Origin of the sequence: Ruegeria sp. (genome assembly GCF_028066395.1) — a bacterium.
Lineage (GTDB): Bacteria > Pseudomonadota > Alphaproteobacteria > Rhodobacterales > Rhodobacteraceae > Ruegeria.
On the sequence record NZ_JALCBM010000039.1, the window covers coordinates 1 to 25,552 of the forward strand.

The 25,552-nt window shown below is 61.6% G+C and carries 19 protein-coding genes and 1 pseudogene; 8 read left to right on the forward strand and 12 right to left on the reverse strand.

Annotation, left to right across the window (positions count from 1 at the left end):
- A partial coding sequence (locus MPJ51_RS12950) for an aminopeptidase P family protein (protein WP_298387309.1) occupies nucleotides 1-1,698 on the forward strand: 1,698 nt, incomplete at its 5' end.
- Between the two features lie 63 nt (nucleotides 1,699-1,761).
- Nucleotides 1,762-2,106, forward strand: coding sequence for a DUF427 domain-containing protein (locus MPJ51_RS12955; protein WP_298387312.1), 345 nt, complete (start codon nucleotides 1,762-1,764; stop codon nucleotides 2,104-2,106).
- Nucleotides 2,107-2,112: 6 nt separating this feature from the next.
- Here the strand turns inward: MPJ51_RS12955 and MPJ51_RS12960 are convergent, their stop codons facing one another.
- Genes MPJ51_RS12960 through MPJ51_RS12970 form a run of 3 tightly spaced genes read right to left on the reverse strand, consistent with a single transcriptional unit; the run spans nucleotide 2,113 to nucleotide 7,135 of the window.
- Nucleotides 2,113-3,132, reverse strand: a complete 1,020-nt coding sequence (locus MPJ51_RS12960) for an Ldh family oxidoreductase (RefSeq protein WP_298387315.1) — start codon at nucleotides 3,130-3,132, stop codon at nucleotides 2,113-2,115.
- Nucleotides 3,133-3,172: 40 nt separating this feature from the next.
- On the reverse strand, nucleotides 3,173-4,690 hold the full coding sequence (locus MPJ51_RS12965; RefSeq protein WP_298387318.1) for a trimethylamine methyltransferase family protein: 1,518 nt from the start codon (nucleotides 4,688-4,690) through the stop codon (nucleotides 3,173-3,175).
- Nucleotides 4,691-4,705: 15 nt separating this feature from the next.
- Nucleotides 4,706-7,135: an FAD-dependent oxidoreductase gene (locus MPJ51_RS12970; protein WP_298387320.1), complete on the reverse strand. Its 2,430-nt coding sequence runs from the start codon at nucleotides 7,133-7,135 to the stop codon at nucleotides 4,706-4,708.
- 164 nt (nucleotides 7,136-7,299) lie between these two features.
- Here MPJ51_RS12970 and MPJ51_RS12975 point away from each other — a divergent pair, with 164 nt between their 5' ends.
- The gene (locus MPJ51_RS12975) at nucleotides 7,300-8,184 is read left to right on the forward strand and encodes a LysR family transcriptional regulator (RefSeq protein WP_298387323.1); all 885 of its coding nucleotides are present in this window, start codon (nucleotides 7,300-7,302) and stop codon (nucleotides 8,182-8,184) included.
- 262 nt (nucleotides 8,185-8,446) lie between these two features.
- Here MPJ51_RS12975 and gap read toward each other — a convergent pair whose 3' ends face one another.
- Nucleotides 8,447-9,445: a type I glyceraldehyde-3-phosphate dehydrogenase gene (gene gap, locus MPJ51_RS12980; protein WP_298387326.1), complete on the reverse strand. Its 999-nt coding sequence runs from the start codon at nucleotides 9,443-9,445 to the stop codon at nucleotides 8,447-8,449.
- A 200-nt stretch (nucleotides 9,446-9,645) separates the two neighbouring features.
- On the opposite strand from gap, the gene MPJ51_RS12985 reads away from it, so the two are divergent.
- Entirely contained in the window at nucleotides 9,646-10,410 is a 765-nt protein-coding gene (locus MPJ51_RS12985; protein ID WP_298387330.1) for a DeoR/GlpR family DNA-binding transcription regulator, read from the forward strand.
- Between the two features lie 59 nt (nucleotides 10,411-10,469).
- Here the strand turns inward: MPJ51_RS12985 and MPJ51_RS12990 are convergent, their stop codons facing one another.
- Nucleotides 10,470-13,121 carry an autotransporter outer membrane beta-barrel domain-containing protein gene (locus MPJ51_RS12990; RefSeq protein ID WP_298387333.1) on the reverse strand — a complete coding sequence of 884 codons (2,652 nt, stop codon included), beginning with the start codon at nucleotides 13,119-13,121 and terminating at the stop codon, nucleotides 10,470-10,472.
- A gap of 238 nt (nucleotides 13,122-13,359) precedes the next feature.
- On the opposite strand from MPJ51_RS12990, the gene MPJ51_RS12995 reads away from it, so the two are divergent.
- On the forward strand, nucleotides 13,360-15,450 hold the full coding sequence (locus MPJ51_RS12995) for a tetratricopeptide repeat-containing sulfotransferase family protein (protein WP_298387336.1): 2,091 nt from the start codon (nucleotides 13,360-13,362) through the stop codon (nucleotides 15,448-15,450).
- A 72-nt stretch (nucleotides 15,451-15,522) separates the two neighbouring features.
- On the opposite strand, the gene MPJ51_RS13000 is transcribed toward MPJ51_RS12995, so the two are convergent.
- The gene (locus MPJ51_RS13000; RefSeq protein ID WP_298387339.1) at nucleotides 15,523-16,188 is read right to left on the reverse strand and encodes a LytTR family DNA-binding domain-containing protein; all 666 of its coding nucleotides are present in this window, start codon (nucleotides 16,186-16,188) and stop codon (nucleotides 15,523-15,525) included.
- Complete coding sequence (locus tag MPJ51_RS13005; protein WP_298387343.1) at nucleotides 16,185-17,216, reverse strand: histidine kinase; 1,032 nt, start codon at nucleotides 17,214-17,216, stop codon at nucleotides 16,185-16,187. The genes MPJ51_RS13000 and MPJ51_RS13005 overlap by 4 nt, the downstream gene beginning before the upstream one ends.
- A 219-nt stretch (nucleotides 17,217-17,435) precedes the next feature.
- Here MPJ51_RS13005 and MPJ51_RS13010 point away from each other — a divergent pair, with 219 nt between their 5' ends.
- Nucleotides 17,436-18,509, forward strand: coding sequence for an efflux RND transporter periplasmic adaptor subunit (locus MPJ51_RS13010; protein WP_298387346.1), 1,074 nt, complete (start codon nucleotides 17,436-17,438; stop codon nucleotides 18,507-18,509).
- Entirely contained in the window at nucleotides 18,502-21,555 is a 3,054-nt protein-coding gene (locus MPJ51_RS13015) for an efflux RND transporter permease subunit (RefSeq protein WP_298387349.1), read from the forward strand. The genes MPJ51_RS13010 and MPJ51_RS13015 overlap by 8 nt, the downstream gene beginning before the upstream one ends.
- A 92-nt stretch (nucleotides 21,556-21,647) precedes the next feature.
- Here the strand turns inward: MPJ51_RS13015 and MPJ51_RS13020 are convergent, their stop codons facing one another.
- Nucleotides 21,648-22,424: a carbon-nitrogen hydrolase family protein gene (locus MPJ51_RS13020; RefSeq protein WP_298387352.1), complete on the reverse strand. Its 777-nt coding sequence runs from the start codon at nucleotides 22,422-22,424 to the stop codon at nucleotides 21,648-21,650.
- A gap of 135 nt (nucleotides 22,425-22,559) precedes the next feature.
- Here MPJ51_RS13020 and MPJ51_RS13025 point away from each other — a divergent pair, with 135 nt between their 5' ends.
- Nucleotides 22,560-22,979 (forward strand): Lrp/AsnC family transcriptional regulator, encoded by a 420-nt coding sequence (locus MPJ51_RS13025; RefSeq protein ID WP_298387355.1) that lies wholly within the window; start codon nucleotides 22,560-22,562, stop codon nucleotides 22,977-22,979.
- Nucleotides 22,980-23,021: 42 nt separating this feature from the next.
- Here the strand turns inward: MPJ51_RS13025 and MPJ51_RS13030 are convergent, their stop codons facing one another.
- The 4 genes and pseudogenes from MPJ51_RS13030 to MPJ51_RS13045 form a co-directional block, all read right to left on the reverse strand.
- A complete protein-coding gene (locus tag MPJ51_RS13030; RefSeq protein ID WP_298387357.1) occupies nucleotides 23,022-23,573 on the reverse strand; it encodes a cytochrome b/b6 domain-containing protein in 552 nt (183 codons plus the stop codon).
- A 103-nt stretch (nucleotides 23,574-23,676) separates the two neighbouring features.
- Complete coding sequence (locus tag MPJ51_RS13035; RefSeq protein ID WP_298387360.1) at nucleotides 23,677-24,078, reverse strand: GtrA family protein; 402 nt, start codon at nucleotides 24,076-24,078, stop codon at nucleotides 23,677-23,679.
- Entirely contained in the window at nucleotides 24,075-25,070 is a 996-nt protein-coding gene (locus MPJ51_RS13040) for a glycosyltransferase family 2 protein (RefSeq protein WP_298387363.1), read from the reverse strand. The genes MPJ51_RS13035 and MPJ51_RS13040 overlap by 4 nt, the downstream gene beginning before the upstream one ends.
- A pseudogene (locus tag MPJ51_RS13045) lies at nucleotides 25,067-25,552 on the reverse strand (hypothetical protein); the annotation flags it as partial. The pseudogene MPJ51_RS13045 and the gene MPJ51_RS13040, both read right to left, overlap by 4 nt.

Here is a 25,552-nt window from a genome sequence, read left to right on the forward strand (position 1 = left end):
GGCTTCCTGATCCCCCGGGCAGATGCGCATCAGGGCGAATACGTTGCCCCAAGGGATGAGAGGCTTTCGTGGCTGACCGGCTTCACCGGCTCTGCCGGGTTTTGCGCGGCGCTGACCGATATTGCGGGCGTGTTCATCGACGGGCGTTACCGGACGCAGGTCAAGGCGCAGGTGGCCGATGTTTATACGCCGGTGCCGTGGCCGGATGTCAGCCTCAGTACGTGGCTCAAGGAACAGCTGCCAAATGGCGGCAAGGTCGGGTTTGATCCGTGGCTGCACGCGGCGGGGCAGATCTCGGCGGCGCAGAAAGAGCTGAACGGCAGCGGGATCGAACTGGTGCGCTGTGACAATCTTGTGGACCGGATCTGGGCGGATCAGCCGGACCCACCGATGAACCCGGTCAAGGCACATCCTATTGAGTTTGCCGGGGAAAGTGCTGCCAGCAAGATCGGAAGGCTGGCGGAGGAGCTGCGTCAGGCCGGGCGTGCGGCAGCGGTGATCACCCTGCCGGATTCGATCATGTGGCTGCTGAACATTCGCGGCGCGGATATTGCCTATAACCCGGTGGCGCATGGCTTTGCCATTCTGCATGGCGATGGCCGGGTCGATCTGTTCATGGCTGCCGCCAAGCTGGACGGGCTGGCGGATCATCTGGGGTCGCAGGTGCAGCAGCATGAACCCGAAGGTTTTCTGGAAGCGCTGGACCAGTTGGAAGGCTCAGTTCAGGTCGATCCCGGCACCGTGCCGCAGATCGTGGCCGATGTGCTGGGCGACCGGATGGTCGAAGGCGGTGACCCCTGCGCCCTGCCCAAGGCCCGCAAGAACCCGGCGGAAATCGCAGGCAGCGCCGAGGCGCATCTGCGCGATGCCGCAGCAGTGATCGAAACCCTGTGCTGGCTGGACGCGCAAACCCCGGGCAGCCTGACCGAAACGCAGGTCGTGACCCGGCTGGAGGAGAACCGCCGCAAGGATAACGCCCTGCAGGATATCTCTTTCGATACCATCGCAGGCACCGGACCGAACGGTGCGATCATGCATTACCGGGTGACCGAGGAAACCGACAGCAGGCTGGAAAACGGCCACCTGCTGGTGTTGGACAGCGGCGGGCAATATCTGGACGGCACCACCGACATCACCCGCACCATCGCGATTGGCGAAGTGGGCGAGGATGAAAAAGCCTGCTTTACCCGTGTCCTGAAAGGCATGATCGCCCTGTCGATGCTGCGCTGGCCGGTGGGTCTGGCGGGGCGCGATATCGAATGCGTGGCGCGGCAGCCGCTGTGGTTGGCCGGGCAGGACTTTAATCATGGCGTCGGCCACGGGGTCGGCGCGTATCTCAGCGTTCATGAAGGCCCGCAGCGCCTGTCGCGGGTCAGCCATGTGCCGCTGGAGCCGGGTATGATCCTGTCGAACGAGCCCGGATATTACCGCGAAGGCGCATTTGGCATCCGGATCGAAAATCTGGTGGTGGTGCAAGACGCGCCGTCTCTGCCCAGTGGAGACAGCGAACGCGCGATGCTGAACTGGCGCACGCTGACCTATGTGCCCATCGACAGGCGGCTGATTCTGGTCGATATGCTGACGGGTGACGAACGTGCGTGGCTAAATGCCTATCACCGGGACGTTGCGGAAAAAATTCGACCAAGGCTGGGCGAAGACGCGCAACTGTGGTTGGATGCCGCAACCGCGCCGGTTTGACACCGGACTGTTACATAAAATGGGCAAAGGAGAGGCCCAGAAAAACCAAAGGGAAGGGAAGGAATGACCGATCACATCACGATCCGCAAAGCACCGGGGAAATGGAGCGTCCGTTCAGGCGGGGCCATTCTGGGTGAAACCACCGGTGCGCTGGAATTGCTGGAAGGCGACAAGGACCCTGTGATCTATTTCCCCCGCACCGATATTGCCATGGCCTTTCTGGACCGCACCGACAAGGTGACCCACTGCCCCGGCAAAGGGGATGCGGCGCATTTCTCCATCGTCAACAAATCATCCGTGACCGAAAATGCGGTCTGGAGCTATGAGGATCCGATCCCGCCGGTGGCCGAGATCAAGGAATATCTGGCCTTCTACCCCATCGACTCGGTCAAGGTTGAACAGCTTTAACCCTGTTTACGACTGGCGCAGCTGGTCCAGTTGGGCCAGCAATTCGGTGCTGACGGTGACGCCCTCGCCTGCGGCTGCCGCGCGTTTGCTCAGCCTGCCGTCACCCGGAACACGGGCGGTGCCGTTGCCTTCGATCTCAGCACAGATGCGGGTGACAAAGTCGCCGAAGGCCGGATTGCCGAACTTGGTCGGGTCGATGGCGATCAGGGTCGAACCACCCTTGATGTTCAGCGCGCCATGCGCCTCGCGGTCGGCGTTGTCTACGGACAGGGTGCCGCCTGCAAGGGCTGCGCCCAGAACCTCGATTAGCAGGGCGATGGCCGCGCCCTTATGTTCGCCAAAGGGCAACAGGCTGCGGGTTTCCAGAATGGCGTTCGGATCGGTGCTGGGCGCGCCCGACGGGTCCAGCCCGCCAACACGGGGTAGCTCGTGCCCTTCGGCGGCGGCCATTTTCACATCCATCAAAGCCACGACCGAGGACGCCTGATCCCAGACAATCGGCTCGGCGCCCTCACGCGGGCAGGCAAAGGACATCGGGTTGGTGCCAAAGACCGGCCTGACCCCGCCCTGCGGCACCACCATCGACAGAGAATTCACCACCGCCAACGCCACCAGCCCGGCTTGCGCCAACGGCTCGGTATCAAACCGCAGTGCCGCCAGATGGTGACAGTTGGCGCAGGAAAACGCAGCGATCCCGTTTTCGCGGGCCATCGCGATCAGTTCTTCCCGCGCCTGTTCGGCAGCGATCTGGTAATAGCCATTGTCGCCGTCGCCCCGCAGAACCCCGGGGGCCATCCGCGTGATCGTGGGGCTGGCCGCCGGATTGGCATAACCCGACGAAAAGCTTTGCGCGTAAACCGGCAGCATCCGCAGACCATGACTGCGCGGGCCGTCGCGTTCGGACAGCATCACCAGATGGGACAGGGTATCGCTGCCGCGTTCATCCATCCCGCTGGACACGAGCACGGCTTTGGCCAGGGCTTTGACCTCATCCAGCGAAAGCGTTTTTGTCGAGATGTCAGCCATGTGCGAATTCCTGTCCTGTTGGGCCTCGGATACCGTATGCCTAGCTTTGATAGGCCAAACGCTTTTTGGCAACAAATTCGTCCAGCGCCAAGCGCCGATCATCCGGCATCGGGGGCTGGACGTAGTGATCCAGCATGCGCCGGGCCTCGTCCTGACCGACGGTTTCGGCGGATTTGGCACCCTCGGCTTGCCATTGCTCAAAGCTGTCATTGTTTTGCAGCGCATTCATGTGCATCGGGTTTTCGCGGGTGTGGTCGGTGCCCAGAAAATGCCCTCCGGGTCCGATATCGGCGATATCGCCCAGCAGCGCGTTCAGGTTTTCCTCTTGCAGGCCACTGAAAAAGCGGTGGAAGTTCTCCAGCTGTTTGGCGTCCTGCACCCATTTCGAATAACTGACCCCCAGCGCGCCTTCCAGAAAACCCGCCGCGTGGACGATGTAATTCGCCCCGCCCAGCAGCACGGGCCACATGGAGTTCGCAGTGTCATACCCCGCCTGCAGATCGGGGGATTTCGACCCGGTCCACATGGTGCAAGTCCGCCACGGCACCTGATAGAACCGCGCCATCTGGCCCACCAGCAGGTTCATCAGCCCCGGTTCCGGCGAGCCCATCATCGGCGCGCCCGTCTTCATCGACACCCCCATGATCGCCACGCCCAGCACCATCGGCGCGCCCCGGCGGATGATCTGGCTATAGGCTATGCCCGCAAGGCTTTCCGCGATCAGAAGCGCGACACCGCCCTGCGGGCTTGCGGGGGTCGAGGCCCCGGCCAGCACAAAGGGCGACAGCAGGCAGGGTTGGTTGGCGGCGGCATAGACCCGCAAGCTCTGCAACATGGTTTCGTCCCAGACCAGCGGCGTGTTGCAGTTCAACAGCGCCGCCATCACCACATTGCTGTCCACGAAATCCGCACCGAACACGATGCGGGCCATGTCTACGCTGTCGCGGGCCGCCTGTTCGGACAGGACCGAGCCTTTGATCGGTTTGTCGGTCAGGGTCAGCGCCGCATGCACCAGCTCCAGATGCCGCTGCGGGACGGGTACGTCCTGCGGTTCCACCGGAAGGATACCCGGCACCATCATGGATTGGCTCATCTGGCTGAGCTTGAAGAAGTTGCGCGCGTCATCCAGGGTCGAGGGGCGGCGTTCGCCATCCAGATCATAGACAAACGGCGCGCCATAAGCGTTGGCGAAAACCGCATGCCGGTTGCCCACCCGCAAGGACCGCTCCGGGTTGCGCGCGGCATAGCCCCATTCCGTTGGCACGGATGAGATCAGGTCCATCAACATGTCGCGGCCAATGCGCACCCGCTGACCATCTACATCGGCCCCGTGTTTCTTCCAGTCGGCCAGCGCCACCGGGTCGCGGAATTCGATGCCAGTCGTCTCCAGAATGGTCATCGCCGCATTATGGATTTTCTCGACCCCTTCGGGGCCCAGCAGATCAATCGGCCCAACCCGGTTGTGCAGGGTCGAAAGGTATTCGGGCGGCGGGTTGGTGCGGGCGCGGACCCGGGCGGCGCGGCCACCCCGGGCTGTGCGAGCGTTTGGTTGTGTCATGTCTCGGCTCCTTGCTCAGGCCCGCGCGCGGGCGCTGGTGGGATCGACGGCGCAAGTGTCGATAACCTCGGCCTCGCGCATCTCGTTATGAACCAGCACCTGCATTCTGGTCCCCGGCGCGGTCAGCCCCTGCGGCACCAGCGCCATTGCGATGTCGTGGTTGCAATAATACGAGAACCCGCCCGAGGTGACCCGCCCAACCAGCGTGCCATCCTTGTAGACGCCTTCGTCGAACATTACCGAGGTATCGCAGAACGGCAGTTTCAGCGTGACCAGCCGGTTATACCCACCGTCCTCCTGCTGTTTCAGCAGCGCCGCCTTGCCGGTGAACTCGCGCCCTTCGGTGACGACAAAACGATCAAGGCTTGCCTCGTATGGCGTCAGGTCCTTGCAAATCTCGCGATTGATCGCGCGATAGGACTTCTCAAGCCGCATCGAGTCCAGCGCCTCAAGCCCAAAGGGTTTGACACCCGCCTTCAGCAGCAGATCGACCAGATGGCGGTTGTAGCCGACAGGATGATGAATCTCCCACCCCAACTCGCCCGTATAGGACACGCGCAGCAGGTGGACGCCCTTGGCATAGCCGACCTCACCCATTTGCGCCGAGAGCCACGGAAAGGCTTCGTTTGACAGGTCATTGTCGGTCAGCGGTTGCAGTATCTCGCGCGCCTTGGGTCCGGCCAGTGCGATCACACCCAACTGTTCCGAGATATCCTCCAGGATGACCGAGCCATCCTTGGGCAGCACGCGCTGCAACTGATCCCAGTTATAAGCCCGCCAGTTCGGGGTCGAGATCAGATAGAAGTCATCCTCGGCGTACCGCACGATGGTATATTCCGCGTCCATGCCCCCCCTGTCGTTCAGCATCAGCGACAGGGTCATGCGGCCCACCTTGGGCAACCTGTTGGCCATGAGCCCGTCCAGCCACGCGGCGGCACCCGGGCCGCGCACGGTGAATTTGGTCATCGGCGACATTTCGATAAACCCGGCCTCTTCACGGGTGGTGCGCACCTCGGCCTGCACCAGCTCCATGTGATTGGTGCGGCGGAAGCTGTGTTCGGGGATTGCCTCGGCGGGCGTCCGGGCAAACCAGCGCGGGAACTCATAGCCGTTGAAACTGGTCCAGACAGCGCCATGGGCCGTCAGCAGATCATAGCTGCCCACCGTCTTCATCGGGCGGGCATCGGGGAAATCCTCACCCGGGATATGCGCGTCCATATGGGTGCCCCATGTCTCGCGCACCTTGTCCATGGTCCAGCGTTTCGAGGCGTAATCCGAGAACCGGCGCGGGTCGAGTTCCGACATATCCATCCCCGGATCGCCGTCAACGATCCACTTGGCCAGACGGTTGCCCACGGTGCCGCCCCACAGGATGCCGCCTGGCATCCCTTCGGCCAGCCACAGGTTTTCGTGACCCGGCGCGGGACCGGCCAGGGGCAGCTCATCCGGGGTCATCTGGAACGGGCCGCGTGTGTTGGCCTTGATCCCGACCTCGCCCAGCGTCGGCACCCGTTCGATGGCGCGCTCCCATTGGGTTTCCACTGCGTCAAAATCCTCGGGCAGCAGGTCGGCACCGAAATCCGGTGGCACGCGGTCTTCGGCGAACAGCTTGAGGTCCTTGGTGAATTCATACGGCCCGAACTGGATACCACCCACATCCTCACGCAGATAGGCGCCATAATCCTCATCCCGCAGGATCGGGAATTCCGGCAGCCCCTGTGCGCGCCGCTCTTTCAGCAGCGGCACGGTTTCGGTCGTCCAATACTGGTGAACAATCGGAATGCAGGGCAGATCCAGCCCCACTCGGCGCGCGTTTTCGCGGGCATAGTTGCCGGTGGCAAAGATCAGATGCTCACAGGTGATCTCACCCTGATTGGTGGTCACCTTCCAATGGCCGTTATCCAGCTTTTCATAAGCCTGAGCCTCGGTGTTCTGATACACCGTCGCCCCGGCATCCCGGGCCAGCTTGGCCAGCGCCATGGTGATATCGGCGGGGTTCACATAGCCGTCCTCGGTATGCAGGATGCCGCCGCGAATATGCTCGGACTGGTTCAGCAACGGATGGATTTCCGCGATCTCTTCGGGCGTCACCAGCCTGCAAGGCACGCCCGCGGCCTCGGCGATCGAGATATAGGACTGGAACTCATCCCACCGCTTTTCGGTGTTGGCGATCCGCAGCTGCCCAACTTTGCGCAACCCGACCGAGCTGCCCATCTTCTGTTCGACCTCGGAGTAAATGCGGATCGTCTCCATCGTCATCTTCGAGACATTGTGCGAGCGCACGAAGGTCACCAGCAACCCCGCCGCATGCCATGTCGAGCCCGAAGTCAGCGTCGTGCGTTCCAGCATCACGGCATCCGAACAGCCATGTTCCGTCAGCCCGTAAAGGATCGAGGCGCCGACACAGCCGCCCCCGACAACCACAACCTTTGCATGCGACTTCATCTGAGGGTCCTCCTGATCTCTGCCGGTTTTCCGACCGGTACGAGACCCGGTTTAGGCCTGCGGGGCAATCGCAATAAAATTCACTTTGGATTACTTGACCTAATGCTATTGTCAGCCTGCGCCTTGCATGGCTGCACCCATCAACATATTCAGGACAAAGAGATTTGCCCAACCGTCCCTATGATTTGCCCCCCGTAAGCTCGCTGATCAGCTTCGAGGCCGCCGCCCGTAATGTCAGCTTCAAACGTGCCGCCAGTGAGTTGAATGTGACCCCCGCCGCCATCAGCCATCAGGTCAAAGCGCTAGAGCAAGAGCTGAACTGCACCCTCTTTCACCGCTATCACCGGGGCGTGCAACTGACCGAAAGCGGCGCCTATCTGCTGGTCGCCCTGCAGCGCGGTTTCGAAGGCATCAGCGAGGCGCTGGGGCAATTGCGCGCCCAGCATGGCCGCTCTGCCGTGACCATCCGGTCGACCACGGCGGTCAGTTCCCTGTGGCTGACCCCACGTCTGGCCCAGTTCTGGAAGAAATACGCCCATATCTCGGTGACTCAGGTCGTCAGCGACACGGAATCCGGCGGTCTCGAATGTGATCTGAGCATCCATTACGGCAACCCCGGCACCGACCCCGAGACCTGCTGCGCCCTGTTCCATGATCAGATCATGGCCCTTGGCAGCCCGCGCTTTGCGGCCCAAAATCCGATCACCAATACCGGCGATATCGCCACACTGCCCCTGATCCATCTGGATGCCCCGGAAACCGGCTGGACCGACTGGCGCGCTTGGACCACCGCCCTCGGCTACACCGGCCCCCTCAAGACCACGCACCGCGTCAACAACTACATCATCGCCCTGCAGGCCGCGCAGGACGACATGGGCGCGGTACTTGGATGGGAAGGATTGACGAGTGACCTGATCGCCTCGGGTAAACTGGTGAAACTGCTGCCGGAAACAGTGCCTTCACCGCTTGGATTTTACGTCAAACTGCATAGCACGGCGTCAGACCGGGCAGCGTTGGTGTTTGATTGGCTGTGCGAGATGGGACGGTGACAAATGCTGGACAGCTTTGTTCGATCCAATCGGGCTTCACGCGATTTAGACAGGTCAGGCGCACTTCACCCTGCTATGGCAAGCTACGTGTTTCAACACTCGGCCACACATCGGCAAAAGGTTTGGGCGCGCATTCTCACCCACTTTCAGGGCTTCTGTGAACCAATCGGTTACCCTCTTTCCCCAAACAACCCGTCGATCTTGGGCCGTCTGTTCAACAGGGCCTTTGCCCCGTTGCAATCATAACCTGCCCCGCGGGGCACTAGGCCGCCGCCATAGCACAGGCCGTGTCCAGCATGCGGTTCGAGAACCCCCATTCGTTGTCATACCAACTGAGCACGCGAACCATGCCGCCATCGGTCAGGCGCGTCTGCTGGCTGGCAAAGATCGACGAATGCGGGTCGTGGTTGAAATCGGTCGAGACCAGAGGTTCGTCCGTCACCGCCAGAACACCGCGCATCTCGCCTTCGGCGGCGGTGCGGATAGCGTCGTTGACCTCGTCAACCGTAACGGCGCGTTTGGGCATGAAACACAGGTCTACGGCAGAGACATTGGGCGTTGGCACCCGGATGGCCGAACCGTCCAGCCGGCCCTTGAGCTGTGGAAGCACCTCACCCACCGCGCGCGCGGCCCCGGTCGAGGTGGGGATCATCGACATCGCCGCCGCCCGGGCGCGATAGAGGTCCTTGTGCAGCGTGTCCAGCGTCGGCTGATCTCCGGTATAGGAATGCACGGTGGTCATGTAGCCGGTCTCGATGCCAAACACATCATCCAGAACCTTGGCGACCGGGGACAGGCAATTTGTGGTGCAACTGGCGTTCGACACCACCAGTTCCTTGCCGGTCAGGCTATGATGGTTGACACCATAGACGATGGTCTTGTCGGCACCGCTGGCGGGGGCCGAGACCAGTACCTTTTTCGACCCGTTCCCCAGATGCTGAATGGCGCTTTCGCGTTTGGTGAACAGCCCGGTGCATTCCAGCGCCACATCCACGTCCTGCCAGGGCAGCTTGGCCGGGTCACGTTCAGCGCTGACCCGGATCTGGCGGCCGCCGACCCGCATCACATCACCGTCGATCTGGACATCCGCATTCAGCCGCCCATGCACGCTGTCATATTTCAACAGATGCGCATTGGTCTCGATCGGCCCCAGATCGTTGATCGCAACGACCGAGACATCGTTCCGGCCCGCCTCGACCAGCGACCTCAGAACACAGCGGCCGATGCGGCCAAATCCGTTGATGGCGACTTTTACGGTCATCTCTCTTCTCCCAATACCCGGCACGCCCGCCGACTCGGCTTGCAGAATTTGTTACCGCTAACAATCACCATTCCAGCCAAAAGTCAACAGGTTCGCGTGCGCAGTTGCGCGAGTTACGCGCGAAATGTGGAAAACCGAACATCATGTGCTTGCGAACCTGCGCGTATTCGCGCATTTTTGACAGAAGGGACGATACAGACATGCTCAGCCAGAACCGCAAATCCGAGATCCTTCAACTCGCCCAAAGCGAAGGCACCATCCGGGTCGAGGATCTGGCCCGCCGGTTTGGCGTGGCCGAACAGACCATCCGGCGTGATCTGGCGCAGTTATCGCAATCGGGTCAGCTAGAGCGCGTGCATGGCGGCGCCGTCATGTCCTCGGGTTTGGGCAATCTCGATTATATGCAGCGCCGCAACCGCAATACCGAAGGCAAAGCCCGGATCGGGCGGGAATGCGCGCGGCATATCCCCAATGGCGCGACCGTCTTCATCAATATCGGCACCACGACCGAGGCTGTGGCCCGCGAGATGCTGACCCACACCGATCTTCTGGTGGTCACCAACAGCCTGAACACCGCCAATATCCTGGCCGCCAATCCGAATATCGAGATCGTCGTGGCCGGAGGATCACTGCGCCGCACCGATGGCGGGCTGCTGGGCAACCTGACCACGCAGGTGGTCGATCTGTTCAAGTTTGATTTCGCCATCATCAGCTGTGCCGGAATCGACAACGATCTCGACCTGCTCGATTTCGACTTTCAGGAGGTCCGCGCGACCAAATCCATCATCCGCCAGTCGAAATCCGTCTTCGTGGTGGCGGACAGTTCGAAAATCCTGCGCTCAGCCCCCGGGCGGATTGGCAATCTGGACGATGCGGATACGCTGTTCACCGACGCGCCGCTGCCGGACAGTCTGGATGCAAAATCCCGCGGGCTGGACACTTCGGTGATTGTGGCGGGCCGTTAAAGCAACTGGCCGGACCCTACAGAGAGCCCGGCCAGAACATCATCAGATACAGGATGGGATCAGAACGCCCATCGCAACCCGGCCCGGATATTCGGCCCTTGTGCTGCATCGCCGAATTCCTGCTCCGCCGTCAGTTCCAGTGTCATGTCGGACAGAAGCTCTTTTTCATATCCCACCACCAGGCTGGCACCGTTGAAATCCGTCGACGCAAAGGCCAGCGATTGCGATGTTGTAAAGACTGTCACATTCGCCGCATCATCCCCCTGATCGCGCCGCAACACACCGCTGAGCTGGCCAAACAGCACGCCGCCATTGTTGAACGCTTTCTCAACCTCGACACCCAATCGGGCCTCAATCACCTCGGTCGTGATTTCTCCGACGGTCGCGTTGGCGACTGATCCGGTTTCGGTATAGGCGTCATCCTGTTGCCGGGTATAGCGGACCTCACCAAAGCCCAGCAGGCCGATGTCATTGCGCACATCAAAGGCGCGCTCGACCCCCAGATGTACGGTCAGCAGAGTGCTGTCGTAATCGGCATTGGCGTCCGGGTTGCCGCTGATCTGGCGCGACCGGTCGGTGGACAGCCAGCCGTAGCCCAGCCCGGCCTCGACCGTATAGGCCCCGAACTGGCGTCCGATGGCAGCATCCAGATAGAAACCTGTCGTGTCGAAATCGGTGGTGTCGCTGTCACCATCGGCACGGAACACGCCCATGCCCAAGGCCACGGCAAGCCCGTTGTCCAACTGGCCGGAATACCCGGCGCTGCCATTGAACAGGGTCACATCGGTATCGATGCCAGAGTCACTTTCGAACTGCCGGGCCTCGCCATCGATCATGGCAAAGGGGCGGAAACCGCCAACGGACAGGCCCCGGCTGACCTCCTCGGGGCGGTCAAACCGCAGGGCGTCACTGACACGGCCAACGACGTCGCCGTAGAACGCGGTGATATCGCCCAGCGGGGCAAGATCGCCCCCGTCAACCACCGCATAGATGGGCGCTGCGCCGCCTGCATCCTGCACGAACCAAGCCGACTGGCCATCGGAAACGGTGGTGGTGAACGTGCCCGACCCGGACGCGGCGTCCTCGAAATTGAACACCGCACTGCCGCCTTGCGCATCCAGATTTACGTTGTGGTCCTGCACCCGGATCAGGCCGGTTACCTGATCCATGCTGTCCACATTCAGCGTACCCGTCCCGGTGCCCAGAAAGATCGCGTAGGCATTGCCGTTTTCGGATGTGGCCGTGACCTGACCAACATCCGTGATCACGCCGTCAAAGTTCTGGAAGTTCAGACCAAAGGCATCCGCACTCCCCGTTCCGGTCGCCGTGACGACACCGGTATTCGAAAACTGCCCCTGCAAGTCGCCCACATAGACACCTGCAACCGAGGCGGTGCCGCTCGCGGCATCCGCGCTTGCCGTTATAGTGCCTGTATTGGTGACATCACCCGTAGCAGAGCCCGAGACCAGAAAGCCGCTTGCTTCGGGAACCGAACCAAATGGCCCGGGTCCTCCGGCAGCCAATGCACGGGTCGCTGTAATGTCAATGGTACCGGAATTTTCGAAATTGCCGGTCATGTCACCGGCAATGGCATAGCCAACAGCCGTTGCGCCGTTATCCCCGTCGGCCCGGGCATTCACCGTTCCGCTGTTGGTCACGTCGCCATTGACTGTCCCGATTACGAACAATCCCCCTGCCCGCGCGGCACTTGTGTCAGCGTCAGCCGTTGCCGTCAGCGTGCCAGAGTTTTCGAAATTGCCGTCCAGCCCGTTCTGGAACTGGAACCCGGCGGCATTGGCCGAATCCGATCCGGCAGCCATCGCCGAAATCGTTCCCATATTGGTCACATCACCCGCAACCATATCCTGAACACGCACCCCGATCGAAATGGCATCATTCCCATCTTCCGTGGCCACGGTCGAAATTGTGCCCGAGTTGGTCAGTTTAGCGCCAAGTGTCCCCTGAATATCGATACCTACAGCAATCACTGTCGTCCCATCAGCAGCATTGGCTGTGATGGTGCCATCATTGGTGATACTGCCTTCAGCATCGTCGGCGAATAAAAGGCCAAAAGCCGCCACATCACTGGTGCCGGCCCCGTTGGCCATCGCGGTGATCGTGCCCGAGTTGGAAATGGATGCCCCGGCCTCGGTGCCGTTGACAAACAGCGCCCCCAAAGCGCTGGCGCTGCCACTGGAGGTGACATTCACTGTCGCCCTGACTGTGCCGGTGTTAACGAATGCACCCGCATAGTCAAACAGCATCAGGTAGCCCAGCGCGGCACCCAAACTCGTGCTGTTTACGTCGATGTTGACCGTTCCATTGTTCACGATCTGCCCTGTGGCGGAAAGAATTCCGTTCAGCACCACGCCAAATCCCGATGTCTCGGACGGGGCCGGGCCCATGATGGTGCCGTCATTGGTGAAAACGCTGGTGTAATCCGTGTCGATCAACACCGCCGTGGAACCCGTGGTCAGGTCAACTGACCCCGTAGAGGTGATCGTGTTGTCTTCGTCCAAGTTAAAATCTACCTGCGTGGTCTCCTGTGTCGAGATCACCTCAGCGGTCGCAATGCCCACGGAAAGCGCCGCGACCGAAACCGACGCCAGGAACACAGATGGCGCGACGCTGGCCACCCGCCCTTTCCATTTCAATACACGTCCACCGCGCGCTGCGCCGGGCTGCGTGCGCGCACCTATACCTTTACTCATTTCCGAAACCCCTCTCGGATATACTTTTTAAATTTTTCTAAATTGATAGTTAGCCTCTGAGCTGGGCACAATTGTGACGTCCACGTCAAAGCCGCGAAACTTCCCCGCTATGGCAGAGATCACACATACGCCCTCAGCATCATCCGAAAACCCAGTTGCGTAGACGTCGGAAAGGGAATGGTCTACCACAAACAGGTATCCGGGCACTGCCCGTCGCAAGACCTGATCAGGGGGGCCCATGGCGCAGCAGCAAATCTCGGTTCAGGATGCCTTTGCGCAGGGCATGGCGCATTACGAACAGGGGCGGCTGCAACAGGCCATCCGGATGTTCACCCAAATCGTCCATGCGATACCGGGTTTTGCCCCGGCTCATCACATGCTGGGCCTGATCGCCTTTCAGGCCGGACAGTTCGACCCGGCAATCCAGGCCCTGACGCAGGCGGTGAAACTGCAACCCGAAAACGCGCATTTTCTGACGAATTTCACTGAAATCCTGCGGTCGGCCGGACAGTTGGAGCAGGCCCGCGAGATCGGCCAACGCGCGGTGCGTCTGGCGCCAGGCAGCGCGGCGGCGCATTCCAATCTGGGGTTGGTCTATTACGATCAGGGGGATCTGGATCAGGCCCAAGCCTCGCAGGACCGCGCGCTGGCGCTGGCACCGGAATTCGACCGGGCCATCAATAATCTGGGCAGCATTGCCCGTGATCGCGGCAACCGGGAAGAGGCCGTGCGCCAATATGAAAAGGCGCTGCGGATCAATCCGAACTCGGCCGAAACAGCCAACAACCTGATCTCGGTCCTGATCGAACTGGAACAGGTGACCGAGGCCCGCAAACGCAGCGAAGGGCTGTTGGAGCGTTTTCCGCGCCATGCGGAACTGCATCGCAATTTCGGACGTCTATTCACGCTGGAAAACGATCTGGACAAAGCCGAAACCGCATTCCGCAATGCCATCGCGCTAGATGGAAAAAAGGCCGAAAGCTTTGTTGGCCTGTCTCAGGTCCTGTTTGAAAAGAACCACCCCAAGCTGGCACTGGTCGAGGCTGAACAGGCCCTGCGGCTGGACCCCGACAACGCCTCGGCCTGCCTTCAGGCGGCACTGGTCAAGGCACATCTGGGCGATGTTCAGGCGGCCTCGGACCTGTATCACAAGGCGATTGATCTGAAACCCGACCTGACGGCCAGCCGTCTGGCGCTGGGGCATCTGGCCATGGAACAGGGGGAATTCGATACCGCCCGCCAACATTTCGAAACCGCCGCGCAAGCCAGCGAAGACACGCTCAGCGCCTGGATCGCGTTGGCCCGGTTGGACAAGATCACCGAAGACAGCCCGGCGCTGCGGGCGCTTGAAGCTGAACTGCCCAGGGCCGATACCATGCTGCCGCAAAAGGCGCTCGCCTTTCACTATGCTCTGGGTGAATGCTATGAAAAGCTGCGCCGCCATGATGAGGCGTTCGCGCATTTCACCAAGGGGGCTGCGATCAAGCGGTCTCTGATAACTTATGACCCGGCCGAAACCGACCGCCTGACCGATGACCTGATCGCCACGTTCGATGCGGCCATGATCGACCGGCTGCGCGGCTGCGCCATCCCGGACGAAACGCCAATCTTTGTGGTCGGCATGCCGCGGTCGGGCACAACGCTGACGGAATCCATTCTGAACGCCCATCCCAAGGTGATCGGCGCCGGAGAGTTGAACGACCTGCAAAACCTGTTCGGGCGGTTGGAAGACGGCAGCTCGAACCTGCCCCGCGCCGTTCAGGCCATGTCGGATGCGACACTGACACGGCGGGCCGAGGACTACGTCGAGGTGTTGCGGCAGCACGGCCCCGAGGCGCCGCATGTGGTCGACAAGATGCCTGCCAATTTCCAGTTGATCGGCCTGATCCACGGCCTGCTGCCGAATGCAAAGATCATCCACATCGCCCGCAACCCGCTGGATACCTGCCTGTCCTGCTATACCCGCCTGTTCGAACGCAGCCAGTTGCACAGCTATGATCAGGTCGAACTGGGCCGGTACTTCAACAACTACATACGTGTCATGAACCATTGGCACGACACCTTGCCCAAGGGCGCTTTTCACTCGATCCACTACGAGGCGCTGGTGGATGATATCGAAACCGTGGCCCGTGGCCTGATCGACTTCTGTGGGCTGGACTGGGACGCGGCCTGTCTGGAGTTTCATTCCGCCAAACGTCGGGTGCGGACCGCCAGTGTACAACAGGTGCGCCAGCCGCTCTATTCCTCGTCCAAGGCGAAATGGCACCGGTATCAGGCGCATCTGCAACCGTTGATTGAGACCATCGGCGACAACCACATCACCTTCTGATCGCTGTTTTCCTTGGCAAACGCGCCTGCCCTCTCTCAGTAAGGTAGACCGTGCCGGTGCGGCTGGTGCCGATCATTTCGCCAGATTGGCCAGATACTTGCGCCCCACCGGCAGCTCATGACCGGCAACCGTCAGGCTGCTGGCGCTGCGGTGGCTGACATGTTTGAGGTTGACGATATGGCCACGGTGAACACGCGCGAAGCTGCTGGCGGGCAGCTTGTCCTGCCAGTCCGACAGCGGGCCCGAGACATGAAAATCCCCGATCTGCGTGTGGATACGGACGTAATCGCCATCGGCGCTCAGACAGTGAATATCGCTGAGGTTGACGGTCTGGAACCGGGTCTTGCTCAGCTGGATCTCGATGGTCTTCCCGGCGTCGGCGGCCCACAGGGTCTTGGCGCGGTCAACCGCCGTGCAGAACCGCTCATACGAGATCGGTTTGACCAGATAATCCGCCACCCCGGCCTCATACCCTTCGATGGCGCGGTTGGGAAAGGCGGTGGTCACGATGGTCACCGGCGGGTCGCTGAGGCCCCGCAGAAAGGCAAAGCCATCAGCCTGTGGCAGCGACAGGTCCAGAAACAGCAGATCGACGGTTTCGGCCTCCAGCATCTCGCGCCCGATCGAAGGCAGCGCGGTCGCGCCGATCATCGTCAGGTCGGGGTGGCGCGCGACGTAATCCTCCAGCAAGCGGCGGGCGGGGGCCTGATCTTCCAGAACAACGCAGGTGAGGGTCATTTTGGTGCTCCGAACAGGGTCAGATCGACCTGATAGGTGTCACCCTGCTGGCGGGTTTCAAGCACATGCCGGTCGCCATAAGCCAGTTGCAGCCGCGCCCGCACATTTTCCAACCCCACCCCGCGCGTGCCCGAGCTGTCGGGATGCCCATGGCTGGGGTTGGTGCTGTGGAACTGAATGCGGTCTTCGCTGACCGACAGGCGGAATCGCAGGTTCACCACGTCGGTCTGATCGGTATTGGCCCCGTGTTTAAAGGCGTTTTCAACGATGGGCAGAAAGACCAGCGGCGCGACCTGCAAATCCTCGACCGGGCCCGAGATGTCGAACTGCACGTCCACCCGGCCCTCCAGCCCCAGCTTCTGCATCGCGATATAGTTCCGCAGCAATTCAACCTCACGCGTCAAAGCCACGGCGCGTTGATCGGTTTCATAAAGCGCATAGCGCAGGATGTCTGACAGTTCGAGCACGGCATCGGCAGCAAACTCGCTTTTGCTACTGATCAGCGCGTAGATATTATTGAGCCCATTCAACAGGATATGCGGGTTCAACTGCTGATGCAGGGCGGCCAGTTGGGCGGATTTCTCAAGCTTTTCCAACTGCGCCAGACGCTGCCGTTCCTCCAGCCCGTCGATGAACAGAACCAGCGCCAGAATGGTGATCACCGCCGTCCAGCCATTGACGATGGCCCAGGACACGCCGTCCCAATCGACCGAGTGTCTCTCGCTGCCAGCGGGGAACAGCAACATGTCCACCCCTTCGTCCAGAAGGGCAAAAACCACGATTGTCGCCAGCGTGGCGGCAACAAAGGCCAGCGGTCGGTTGGCATGCAGCAACTTGGGCCGCCACAGGAACACCACGATGCCCGCCGCCGCGATGCGCACGGCCAGATACAGCATCTCGGACAGGGACCAGAGCGTCTCGGACGCGGCGGATGCCACGGCGTATAACAGACAGGCCAGCGCGAAGACGCTGTTGGGGCCGGGAAAGGACAGCATCCGGCGGCGCGGTCTGGCGGGAGTGTTGGTCATGGTGCCTCTTGTCGTTGTCCCGAGACTCAGATCAAGCCAAAGTCGCATGTGCTGTCGCAGTTTTTCGCCGAACGGCCCGAAAAAACCGACGAATAACAATTGCAGTCCACCCGGCGTATATTTTAACCCTCCTGTCGAGATTCATCGGCACCCGCTTATTTGGCACCTATTTTTCGACTATGGCCGGTTGGCGGCCCGATCAGAAGGCGTCAGGACAGCATGATACAGATTTCCCGTCTGAAAACGCAGTTTTTCACGATCCTATGGGCCAGTGTTCTGGCAACGGGTGCGGTCGCGCAAGGCTGGGACGATGACGAAGGTGACGGCCCGGCCAATGTGACCGTGAAACAGGTGCAGCACCTGCCCGACACCCGCACTCACCTGACCATCGGCACCGCGCTGGCGGCGCAGACCACCGCATTGGTGCCGGAATCCGAAGGGATCATCGACACCCTGTTCGTGACCTCGGGCCAGCAGGTGCAAGCGGGTCAGGACGTCCTGAAACTCGATTCCGCGCAAGAGGAGCTGGCCGTGCAACAGGCCAAGGTCCAGCTGCGCGCCGCCCAGAAGATTTTCGACCGCTACAAGGCCCTGGGTGCCAAGGGCGCCGTTCCCGAAGCGCAGCTGGAAACCGCCGAGATTGATCTGGACACCGCCCGGATTGCCCTGCAAGAGGCCGAGCTTGCCCTGTCCCGCCGCGTTGTCACCGCACCGTTTGACGGACGGCTGGGGATGATCGACCTGCACCCCGGCGCGCATATCACCACCGCGACCGAGATCGCACAGCTGGATGACATGTCCACCCTGCTGGTGGATTTCTTTCTGCCTGAATCCGCCATCGGCGCGCTGACGGTCGGGGATGCCGTGCCGATACAGCCGATGAATGGCGCAGAGCCGTTGATGGCGCAGGTTCAGGTGATCTCGCACCGGATCGACCCGCAAGCGCGCACTTTTGGTGTGCGGGCGACGATCGACGCGCCGCAGCCCTGGATGAAACCGGGGATGAGCTTTCGGGTGTCGGTGGTGTCGGATGGCGGTTCGTATCCGGTTGTGTCCGAAACCGCGATCCTGTGGGGCAGCCACGGGGCCTATCTGTGGCGCGTGGATGAAGGCACGGCGAACCGCATTCCCTTGACCGTGGTGCGCCGCCGCGACGGGCAGGTCTGGGTCGAGGCCGATCTGCCGCCCGGCTCTTACATCGTCACCGAAGGGGTGCAGAAACTGCGGCAGGGCGATGCGGTCGCGCTGCCGGGCTCGGCCTCGGACGCTGTCGAGTTGACCTCAAATGACTGATACAAAACAGGACCTCGCTTCGATCTCGGTGCGCCGTCCGCTGCTGGCGATGGTGCTGAATCTGTTGATCGCCATTGCCGGTCTGGCGGCGCTGACCGGGCTGGACGTGCGCGAACTGCCCAATGTGGACCGCCCGGTCGTCATGGTGCGCGCCGATTTTCCCGGTGCCGCCCCCACCACCGTTGACGCCGAACTGACCGGCCCGCTTGAGGACGCGGTGGCGCGCGTTTCGGGCGTGCGCAGCATCGAGGCCGCCAGCGAAGAGGCCAACATGCGCATCCGGGTTGAATTCGAGCCCGGCACCGACATGGACACCGCCGCCGCCGATATCCGCGAGGCGATCAGCCGGGTTGAGGGCGACCTGCCAAGCCGGATGGAAAAGCTGACCATCGTCAAATCCGATTCCAACGCCGCACCCGTGGTGCAGGTTGCGGTCGTGCCGGATTATTTCGACCACATGACCGTCAGCGAGCGGGTCGAGAATGACATCGCGCCGCATTTCTATTCGATCCCCGGCGTGGCCAGCGTCGACCTCTACGGCCTGCGCGCGCGACAGTTGCACGTGGCGCTTGATCCGTTGCAGCTCAGCCGGTTCCGCCTGTCGGTGACCGAGGTCGCCGATGCGTTGCGGCAGGCGCCTTATGACATTCCGGTGGGCAGCTATGCCTCGCGCGATCAGACCCTGCTGGTCCGCGCCGAAGCGTCGGCCATTTCCGCCGATCTGATCGAAGAGATTGTGATCCGAGACGGTATCCGTGTCGGCGACGTGGCGCAGGCTTATTTCGCCCCCGCGCCAGCGGCGAATTTCGTGCGGCTGAACGGCGAACCGGCAATCGGGCTGGGGGTTGTCCGGCAGGCGGGGTCGAACACCGTGGATATCTCGCACGCCGTGCGGCAGGCGGTCGACGATCTGAGCCGGCAATATGACGATCTGACATTCACCATCACCTCGGATCAGGCGGTGTTCATCGAAAGCGCCACAAACGAAGTGCTGCGCACGCTGGCCCTGACCACGATGATCGTAGTGCTGTCGATCCTGCTATTCTTTGGCCGGTTCCGCCCGACGATGATCCCCAGCCTTGCCATTCCCGCCGCATTGGTCGGCGCTTTGGCCGGGTTCTATCTGTTCGGTTTCTCGATCAACCTGATCACCCTGCTGGCGCTGGTGCTGGCCACCGGCCTGACCGTGGATGACGCCATCGTGGTACTGGAAAACATCCAGCGCCGCCAGAAACTGGGCGAGGATCGCAAGACCGCCGCCATCAAGGGCACGCGGCAGGTTTTCTTTGCGGTGCTGGCCACCACTGCCGTTCTGATCGCGGTCTTTATTCCGATCTCGTTCCTGCCGTCAGCCACGGGCCGCCTGTTCCGGGAATTTGGCATCGTGTTGGCGGTGGCTGTCGCGATCTCGTCCTTCGTGGCGCTGACGCTGGTGCCCGCACTCGCCGCCCGCGTGGACCTGAGCCGCAAATCCGACCGCGCCTCGATATTGGAACGGTTCGGCAGCGCGCTGCGCAATAGTTACCTGTTCGCGATCCGCCGGGTGCTGAACCACCCGGTGCTGGTCCTGCTGCTGTGTCTGGGTTTTGCCGGGGGCGTCGCCTACAAGCTGCCGACCCTGACCAGCGAATTGACCCCGCCCGAAGATCGCGGCGCGTTCGAGGTGTTTGCCTTTGGCCCCGACGGGATTGCCATCGAATACATGCAAGGTCAGGCCGATGCGGTCGAAGAAGCCTTGCTGCCGCATCTGGAAACCGGCGCGGTGCAGTCTGTCTATACGGTCGTCGGACGCTGGGACCCGAACATGCTGGCCGCCGAGGTCACGCTGGCCCCCTGGGCCGAACGTAGCCTGACGCAGGACGATGTGATTGCCTCGGTCGAGAACCCTCTGGGGCAGATCCCCGGCTCGGATGTCAGCGCCTTTGGCCGCAGCAGTTTCGAGACCGACTTCTCGGGCCGGTCCGGGATATCCCTGGCGCTGACCGGTCCGACCTATCCCGAAATCCATCAGGCCGCGCTGGCGCTGTCCGACGCGATGGAGGATGGCCCGTTCGAGGATGTCGAGGTCTCCTACAACCCCACCCAGCCGCAGCTGTCGCTTGAGATCGACCGCCAAAGCGCGGCGGATCTGGGTGTCTCGCTGGATGAGCTGGCCGAAACCCTGCGGGTGCTGGTGAACGGAGAGGATCTGGTTGACCTCAATGTCGACGATCAGGCCGTTCCGGTGGTGCTGACCACCCCCACCGGGCTGATCCAGGACCCCGCCGATCTGCGCGATATCTACATCACTTCGGCCTCGGGCAGTCCGGTGCCCCTGTCCAGCCTGACCACCCTGACACAGACCGGCATCGCCGCCGAGCTGGAACGCACCGCGCAACGCCGCGCCATCGAGGTCGAGGCCGAGATCGCCGATATCCCCATCAGCCAGGCCATTGCCGAACTGCGGGTGATCGCCGACGCCACCCTGCCCCCCGGCATCGATTATCTGTTGATGGGTGAGGCCGGAACTTTTGAGGAAACCAACCGCGATCTGCTGCTGACCTATGCCTTTGCCATCGTGATCGTGTTTCTGGTTCTGATCGCCCAGTTTGAAAACCTCACCAGCCCGCTGGTGGTGATGGCAACGATCCCCTTTGGTCTGGCCGCGACGATTGCGGCGATGATGGCCACCGGGGTCACGCTGAACATTTTCTCGCAAATCGGGCTGGTCCTGCTGATCGGGCTGATGGCCAAGAACGGTATCCTGCTGGTCGAATTCGCCGATCAGGAACGCCGCAACGGCACCGCCCTGCGCCCCGCCATCGAAGCGGCGGCCAAGACCCGGCTGCGCCCCATCGCCATGACCCTGCTGTCGACCATGATCGGATCGCTGCCGCTGATCCTGTCGGGTGGCGCCGGGGCCGAGGCCCGCGCCGCCATCGGCTGGACCATCTTTGCCGGTCTGGGCCTGTCGAGCCTGTTCACCCTGTTCCTGACCCCGGCGCTGTATCTGTTGATCGCCCGGGACAAACGGGTATCTGAGGCCCCGCTGCCGCAACAAGCGTGACCCGACTGCCAGCCCGTCATGGGCTTGGTTGAATGGGGCACGCTCTGCTGCGGTGGTCAAAACGGTCCATGGTTTGACCGATACCGGGTCACCTATTCCGGCACGTAGCGCGGGTAGGTCGATTTGCTCTGCCGTGCGAAATCCAGATCGATCTCGGCAGTGGCATAGGGCGTTTCGGTGTCCGTGGTGGCCAGAATATTGCCCTCGGGGTCGACGATCCAGCCCAGCCCGCCAATACTGACGCCTGCACCCGGCGGCATCCACGGGTTGGAGGACAGGCAATAGGCGCCGGAACAGACCGCCGCGGCCTGACCGCCCGCCAGCCATTTATCGACCGATTCATGCGGCGTGGCGCGCGGCACGCACAGCAGATCAACCCGCGAGGCCGCATAGTGGCGCGCCCATTCGAAAAACCACATCTCGGTACAGATCTGCACCCCGATCCGCGCGCCCAGAGCGCGGGCGGTGTCAAAGCTTTTGGGGCCACGATCATACCAGCTGTGTTCCCAATACCCCTCTTCATCGGGCAGGTAGTATTTCTGGTGAACCGGCGATGGAACCGGCGCCTCTTGGGTCCACAGGTAGGCTTCATTCCGGCGGCTGCCCTGCGCGTTGACGATGGGCCGCGTACCCATCACCGCCTTGGCCCCCAGTTGATCCAGCGCCGCGATATGGCGGTCATGGGCCGCCACCGCACGATCCCAGACGGCGGCATCGGCCACCGGGTTAGCAGCAACCCATTCAGCGAAACCCATCTCGGGCAGCAGAACAAAATCGCTGCCCTGTTCGGCAACGTGGTTTTTCAGCCCCTCAAGGCAGGCATCCAGATACCCGTCCCTCGGGTCCAACTGGCAAACGGTGACCTTCATCTTATGTCCTTCCAAATCCAAGCACGCGCAGAGTGCCAAGGTTCCGGGTTGACGAACAGATCAATAAATGTGGCATAATGCCGATATTCTTGCAAAATGCGCATATTGATCGCTAATCGCGCATCCGGAGAAAATATGGACGAAACCGACCGCGAATTACTGCGCCTTCTGGCGCGCGACGCCCGAACCCCGGCGGCCGAGCTGGCGCGGATGCTGGATGTCTCACGCTCGACGGTTCAAAACCGGATCGACCGCTTGTTGTCCGACGGGGTGATTTCAAAATTCACCGTCGAGATGGGGCAAGGGCACAGCGCGGCGCTGATCCGGGCCGTGGTGATGATCAAGCTGGAAACCGGCGACAGCCGCAAGCTCATCTCGCGCCTGCGGGCAATCAACGAAGTCGAGGCGCTGACGGCAGTGAACGGCGCCTTTGATTTCCATCTCGACCTGCAGGTTTCGTCCCTGCCACGTCTGGATGAGGTGTTGTCCGAAATCAGACGTCTGCCTTCGGTTCAGGAAACCAATACCAGCATCTGCCTGAACCGGTTCAAATAGCAAAGCCGCAGCCGGGTCTGGCCCGGCTGCCACCCTTTCAGGTTACGACCGGAACGACATGCGCGGCAGCACGTCATGGCCATCAACCATCTTGTGCTTGACCACGGCAGCCACATGACCAACGGCGACGGCCAGGAACGTATAGGCCAACACCATATGCAACTGTTCGGTCAGGTTCTCCATGTTGATCCCCCACAGGGTTTCCATGGTGGGGAAAATCTTGGGCATAGGCACGCCGAACCAGCGGACCTGATGACCGCCCACATCGACCTCGGACCAACCCAGCAGCAGCACGCAGATGGGCAGGATATAAAGGGCGAGGTGCCCCAGATGGGCCAGTTTGACGTCCAGTTTCGGCATCCCTTCGGGCAGCGACGGAACCGTGCTGGTGGCCCGCACCAGCAGGCGCAGGATCATCAGCCCGACCAGCGTCACGCCGGTGGAAATATGAAGATCGAAAAGCAGTTCTTCGGCCGGGGAATCCTCGGCCGCCAATGTTGTCATGTAATAGCCGCTGGCCCACATCGCCAGAAAGCCGATGGCCATGGCCCAGTGAAGAATTCTGGCCGATAGCGCATATTTGACGGGTGTCACGTGTTGTCTCCGCTTGAGTTTGTGGGTGGTAATACCGGGACGTCCTTCCACGTCCCGATCAGGGTGTCATTGACCGGAATCAGCTTTGTCCGAAATCGGGCAATCAACATGCGACCCGCCGCAGCTTGGGCAGGGCAAAAGCCCAATAGCGGCTCAGCACATAATTGGCCGCCGCCACCAGAACCATGACCATCAGCACCGCGACAGGGGCCGGTATCCAAGGCAGTTGCACAAGACCCCACAACAGTCCCTGCGCCACCGCAAAGCTGGACAGCGACAGGGTGCAATAGCGCGTCAGCGGCTGCCACGCCCCCGACCCGCTGCGCCGGAAGGTAAAGTGATAGTGCCCCAGAAAGCCCAGAACCAATGCGCAGGCAAAACCGGCGGCATTGGCCGTCAGCGCCCCCGCACCCAACAGGATCACCCCCACCGCGATCCCGTAATGCGTGGCCGTTGCAACTGCCCCGACCGAGGCAAATCGCAAAACCTGCCCCAGCGGCATCATCCCCGACCCGCCGAGCTAAGCTCTTCGGAAACGATGTATCCCGGGCGCTGTTTCACCTCGGAAAACACGCGGGACAGGTATTCCCCGATCACGCCGATGGACAACAGCTGCAGACCGCCGAGAAAGCAGATGGCCGCCGTGATCGTAGCAAAACCCGGCACGTCCACACCCCAGACCAACGTCTTGAGCACGATCCAGAAGCTGAACAGCATCGACAAGACCGCGATGAAAAACCCGATCACGGTCCAGATCCGCAGCGGCCAGGTCGAGAATGAGGTCAGCCCCGTCAACGCCAACCGGAACAGGCGCCGCAGGCCGAACTTGGTGGTGCCTGCCTGACGCGGGCGCAGCTCGATCGGGACGGCACAGGATTTGAAGCCGACCCAGCTGAACAGGCCCTTCATGAACTTGTTGCGCTCGGGCAGCGCCAGCAGCGCATCGACCACTTTGCGGTCCATGATGCGATAGTCGCGCGCGTCCGGCGGAATGTCACATTCGCTGCCCAGACACAGCAGTTTGTAGAACCCGCCCGTCAGCACCCGTTTCAGCGCGCTTTCGTCATCGCGATGGGCACGCACCGCATAGACCACGTCATAGCCTTGCTCGAACCGCTCGATCATCTGCCCAAGGGTCGAGATGGGTTCCTGCAGATCAGCGTCCAGAATGACGACCGCATTGCCCCGGGTACGCGACAGCCCGGCAGACATCGCCTGTTCCTTGCCGAAATTACGCGACAGACGCACCGCCACGACCGGCAGGTCTCTCGACAGCGCGATGGCCTGTTCATAGGTTCGGTCCGAGCTTCCGTCATCGACGACAATGATCTCATAGGTCTTGTTCAGCCGCACCGCTTCGTCGGCGACATCCAGTAGCGTGTTCCGCAGGTTTTCTTCTTCGTTGAAGGCGGGGATCACAAAGCTCAGATCCGGGCGCAGATCAACGATGGTGATGGGATTCAACGGGCGAAAACAGGCGTGTTCGGGCATGGTCATTGTTCAACCTCCTGCGCGGCGGACCCGTGATAGAACAGCACATGCCGCCCGTATTGCCCGATCCGCACGTAATCATCGCCCAAGCGCGTGGCGCTGGCGGCCTCGTCCCGCTGTCGGATGGCCAGCGCGTGCGGGGTGTCGGGCAGCTGCGACAACCCCGAAAGATCCGGTAGAACCTGCGCCTGCCCAGACGTATAGAACTCGGCCGAGTAGCTGCGTTTGCCCAGATAATAAAGCGCGGCACCCGAATCGACCTCGTTCAGCTTGGCGACCAGTTCCCGTTCGCTGCGCAGTTTGATGTTATGGGGCGCAACGCCTGCGGTGACTGCGTAAAATCCGCCGACCGCGATGATGAAGGTGGCAAAACCCACAAAGATCGCGCGGAAAGCACGTGGCTGCCGGTCGCCCCACAGATCGGCGTAAAGGCAGACCAACAGCGCGGCAGAGGCTGGCAGGCCCGGCAGGGTATACGCCACAAGAAT

What these genes read in the sequence shown, in the direction of transcription:
- MPJ51_RS13005 (WP_298387343.1), bottom strand. Translation starts at nt 17,216, where the DNA reads ATGACCAACACTCCCGCCAGACCGCGCCGCCGGATGCTGTCCTTTCCC.
- MPJ51_RS13040 (WP_298387363.1), bottom strand. Translation starts at nt 25,070, where the DNA reads ATGACCATGCCCGAACACGCCTGTTTTCGCCCGTTGAATCCCATCACC.
- gap (WP_298387326.1), bottom strand. Translation starts at nt 9,445, where the DNA reads ATGACCGTAAAAGTCGCCATCAACGGATTTGGCCGCATCGGCCGCTGT.
- MPJ51_RS13025 (WP_298387355.1), top strand. Translation starts at nt 22,560, where the DNA reads ATGGACGAAACCGACCGCGAATTACTGCGCCTTCTGGCGCGCGACGCC.
- MPJ51_RS12985 (WP_298387330.1), top strand. Translation starts at nt 9,646, where the DNA reads ATGCTCAGCCAGAACCGCAAATCCGAGATCCTTCAACTCGCCCAAAGC.
- MPJ51_RS12965 (WP_298387318.1), bottom strand. Translation starts at nt 4,690, where the DNA reads ATGACACAACCAAACGCTCGCACAGCCCGGGGTGGCCGCGCCGCCCGG.
- MPJ51_RS12970 (WP_298387320.1), bottom strand. Translation starts at nt 7,135, where the DNA reads ATGAAGTCGCATGCAAAGGTTGTGGTTGTCGGGGGCGGCTGTGTCGGC.
- MPJ51_RS12955 (WP_298387312.1), top strand. Translation starts at nt 1,762, where the DNA reads ATGACCGATCACATCACGATCCGCAAAGCACCGGGGAAATGGAGCGTC.
- MPJ51_RS13015 (WP_298387349.1), top strand. Translation starts at nt 18,502, where the DNA reads ATGACTGATACAAAACAGGACCTCGCTTCGATCTCGGTGCGCCGTCCG.
- MPJ51_RS12990 (WP_298387333.1), bottom strand. Translation starts at nt 13,121, where the DNA reads ATGAGTAAAGGTATAGGTGCGCGCACGCAGCCCGGCGCAGCGCGCGGT.
- MPJ51_RS13020 (WP_298387352.1), bottom strand. Translation starts at nt 22,424, where the DNA reads ATGAAGGTCACCGTTTGCCAGTTGGACCCGAGGGACGGGTATCTGGAT.
- MPJ51_RS12960 (WP_298387315.1), bottom strand. Translation starts at nt 3,132, where the DNA reads ATGGCTGACATCTCGACAAAAACGCTTTCGCTGGATGAGGTCAAAGCC.
- MPJ51_RS12995 (WP_298387336.1), top strand. Translation starts at nt 13,360, where the DNA reads ATGGCGCAGCAGCAAATCTCGGTTCAGGATGCCTTTGCGCAGGGCATG.
- MPJ51_RS13035 (WP_298387360.1), bottom strand. Translation starts at nt 24,078, where the DNA reads ATGATGCCGCTGGGGCAGGTTTTGCGATTTGCCTCGGTCGGGGCAGTT.
- MPJ51_RS13000 (WP_298387339.1), bottom strand. Translation starts at nt 16,188, where the DNA reads ATGACCCTCACCTGCGTTGTTCTGGAAGATCAGGCCCCCGCCCGCCGC.
- MPJ51_RS13010 (WP_298387346.1), top strand. Translation starts at nt 17,436, where the DNA reads ATGATACAGATTTCCCGTCTGAAAACGCAGTTTTTCACGATCCTATGG.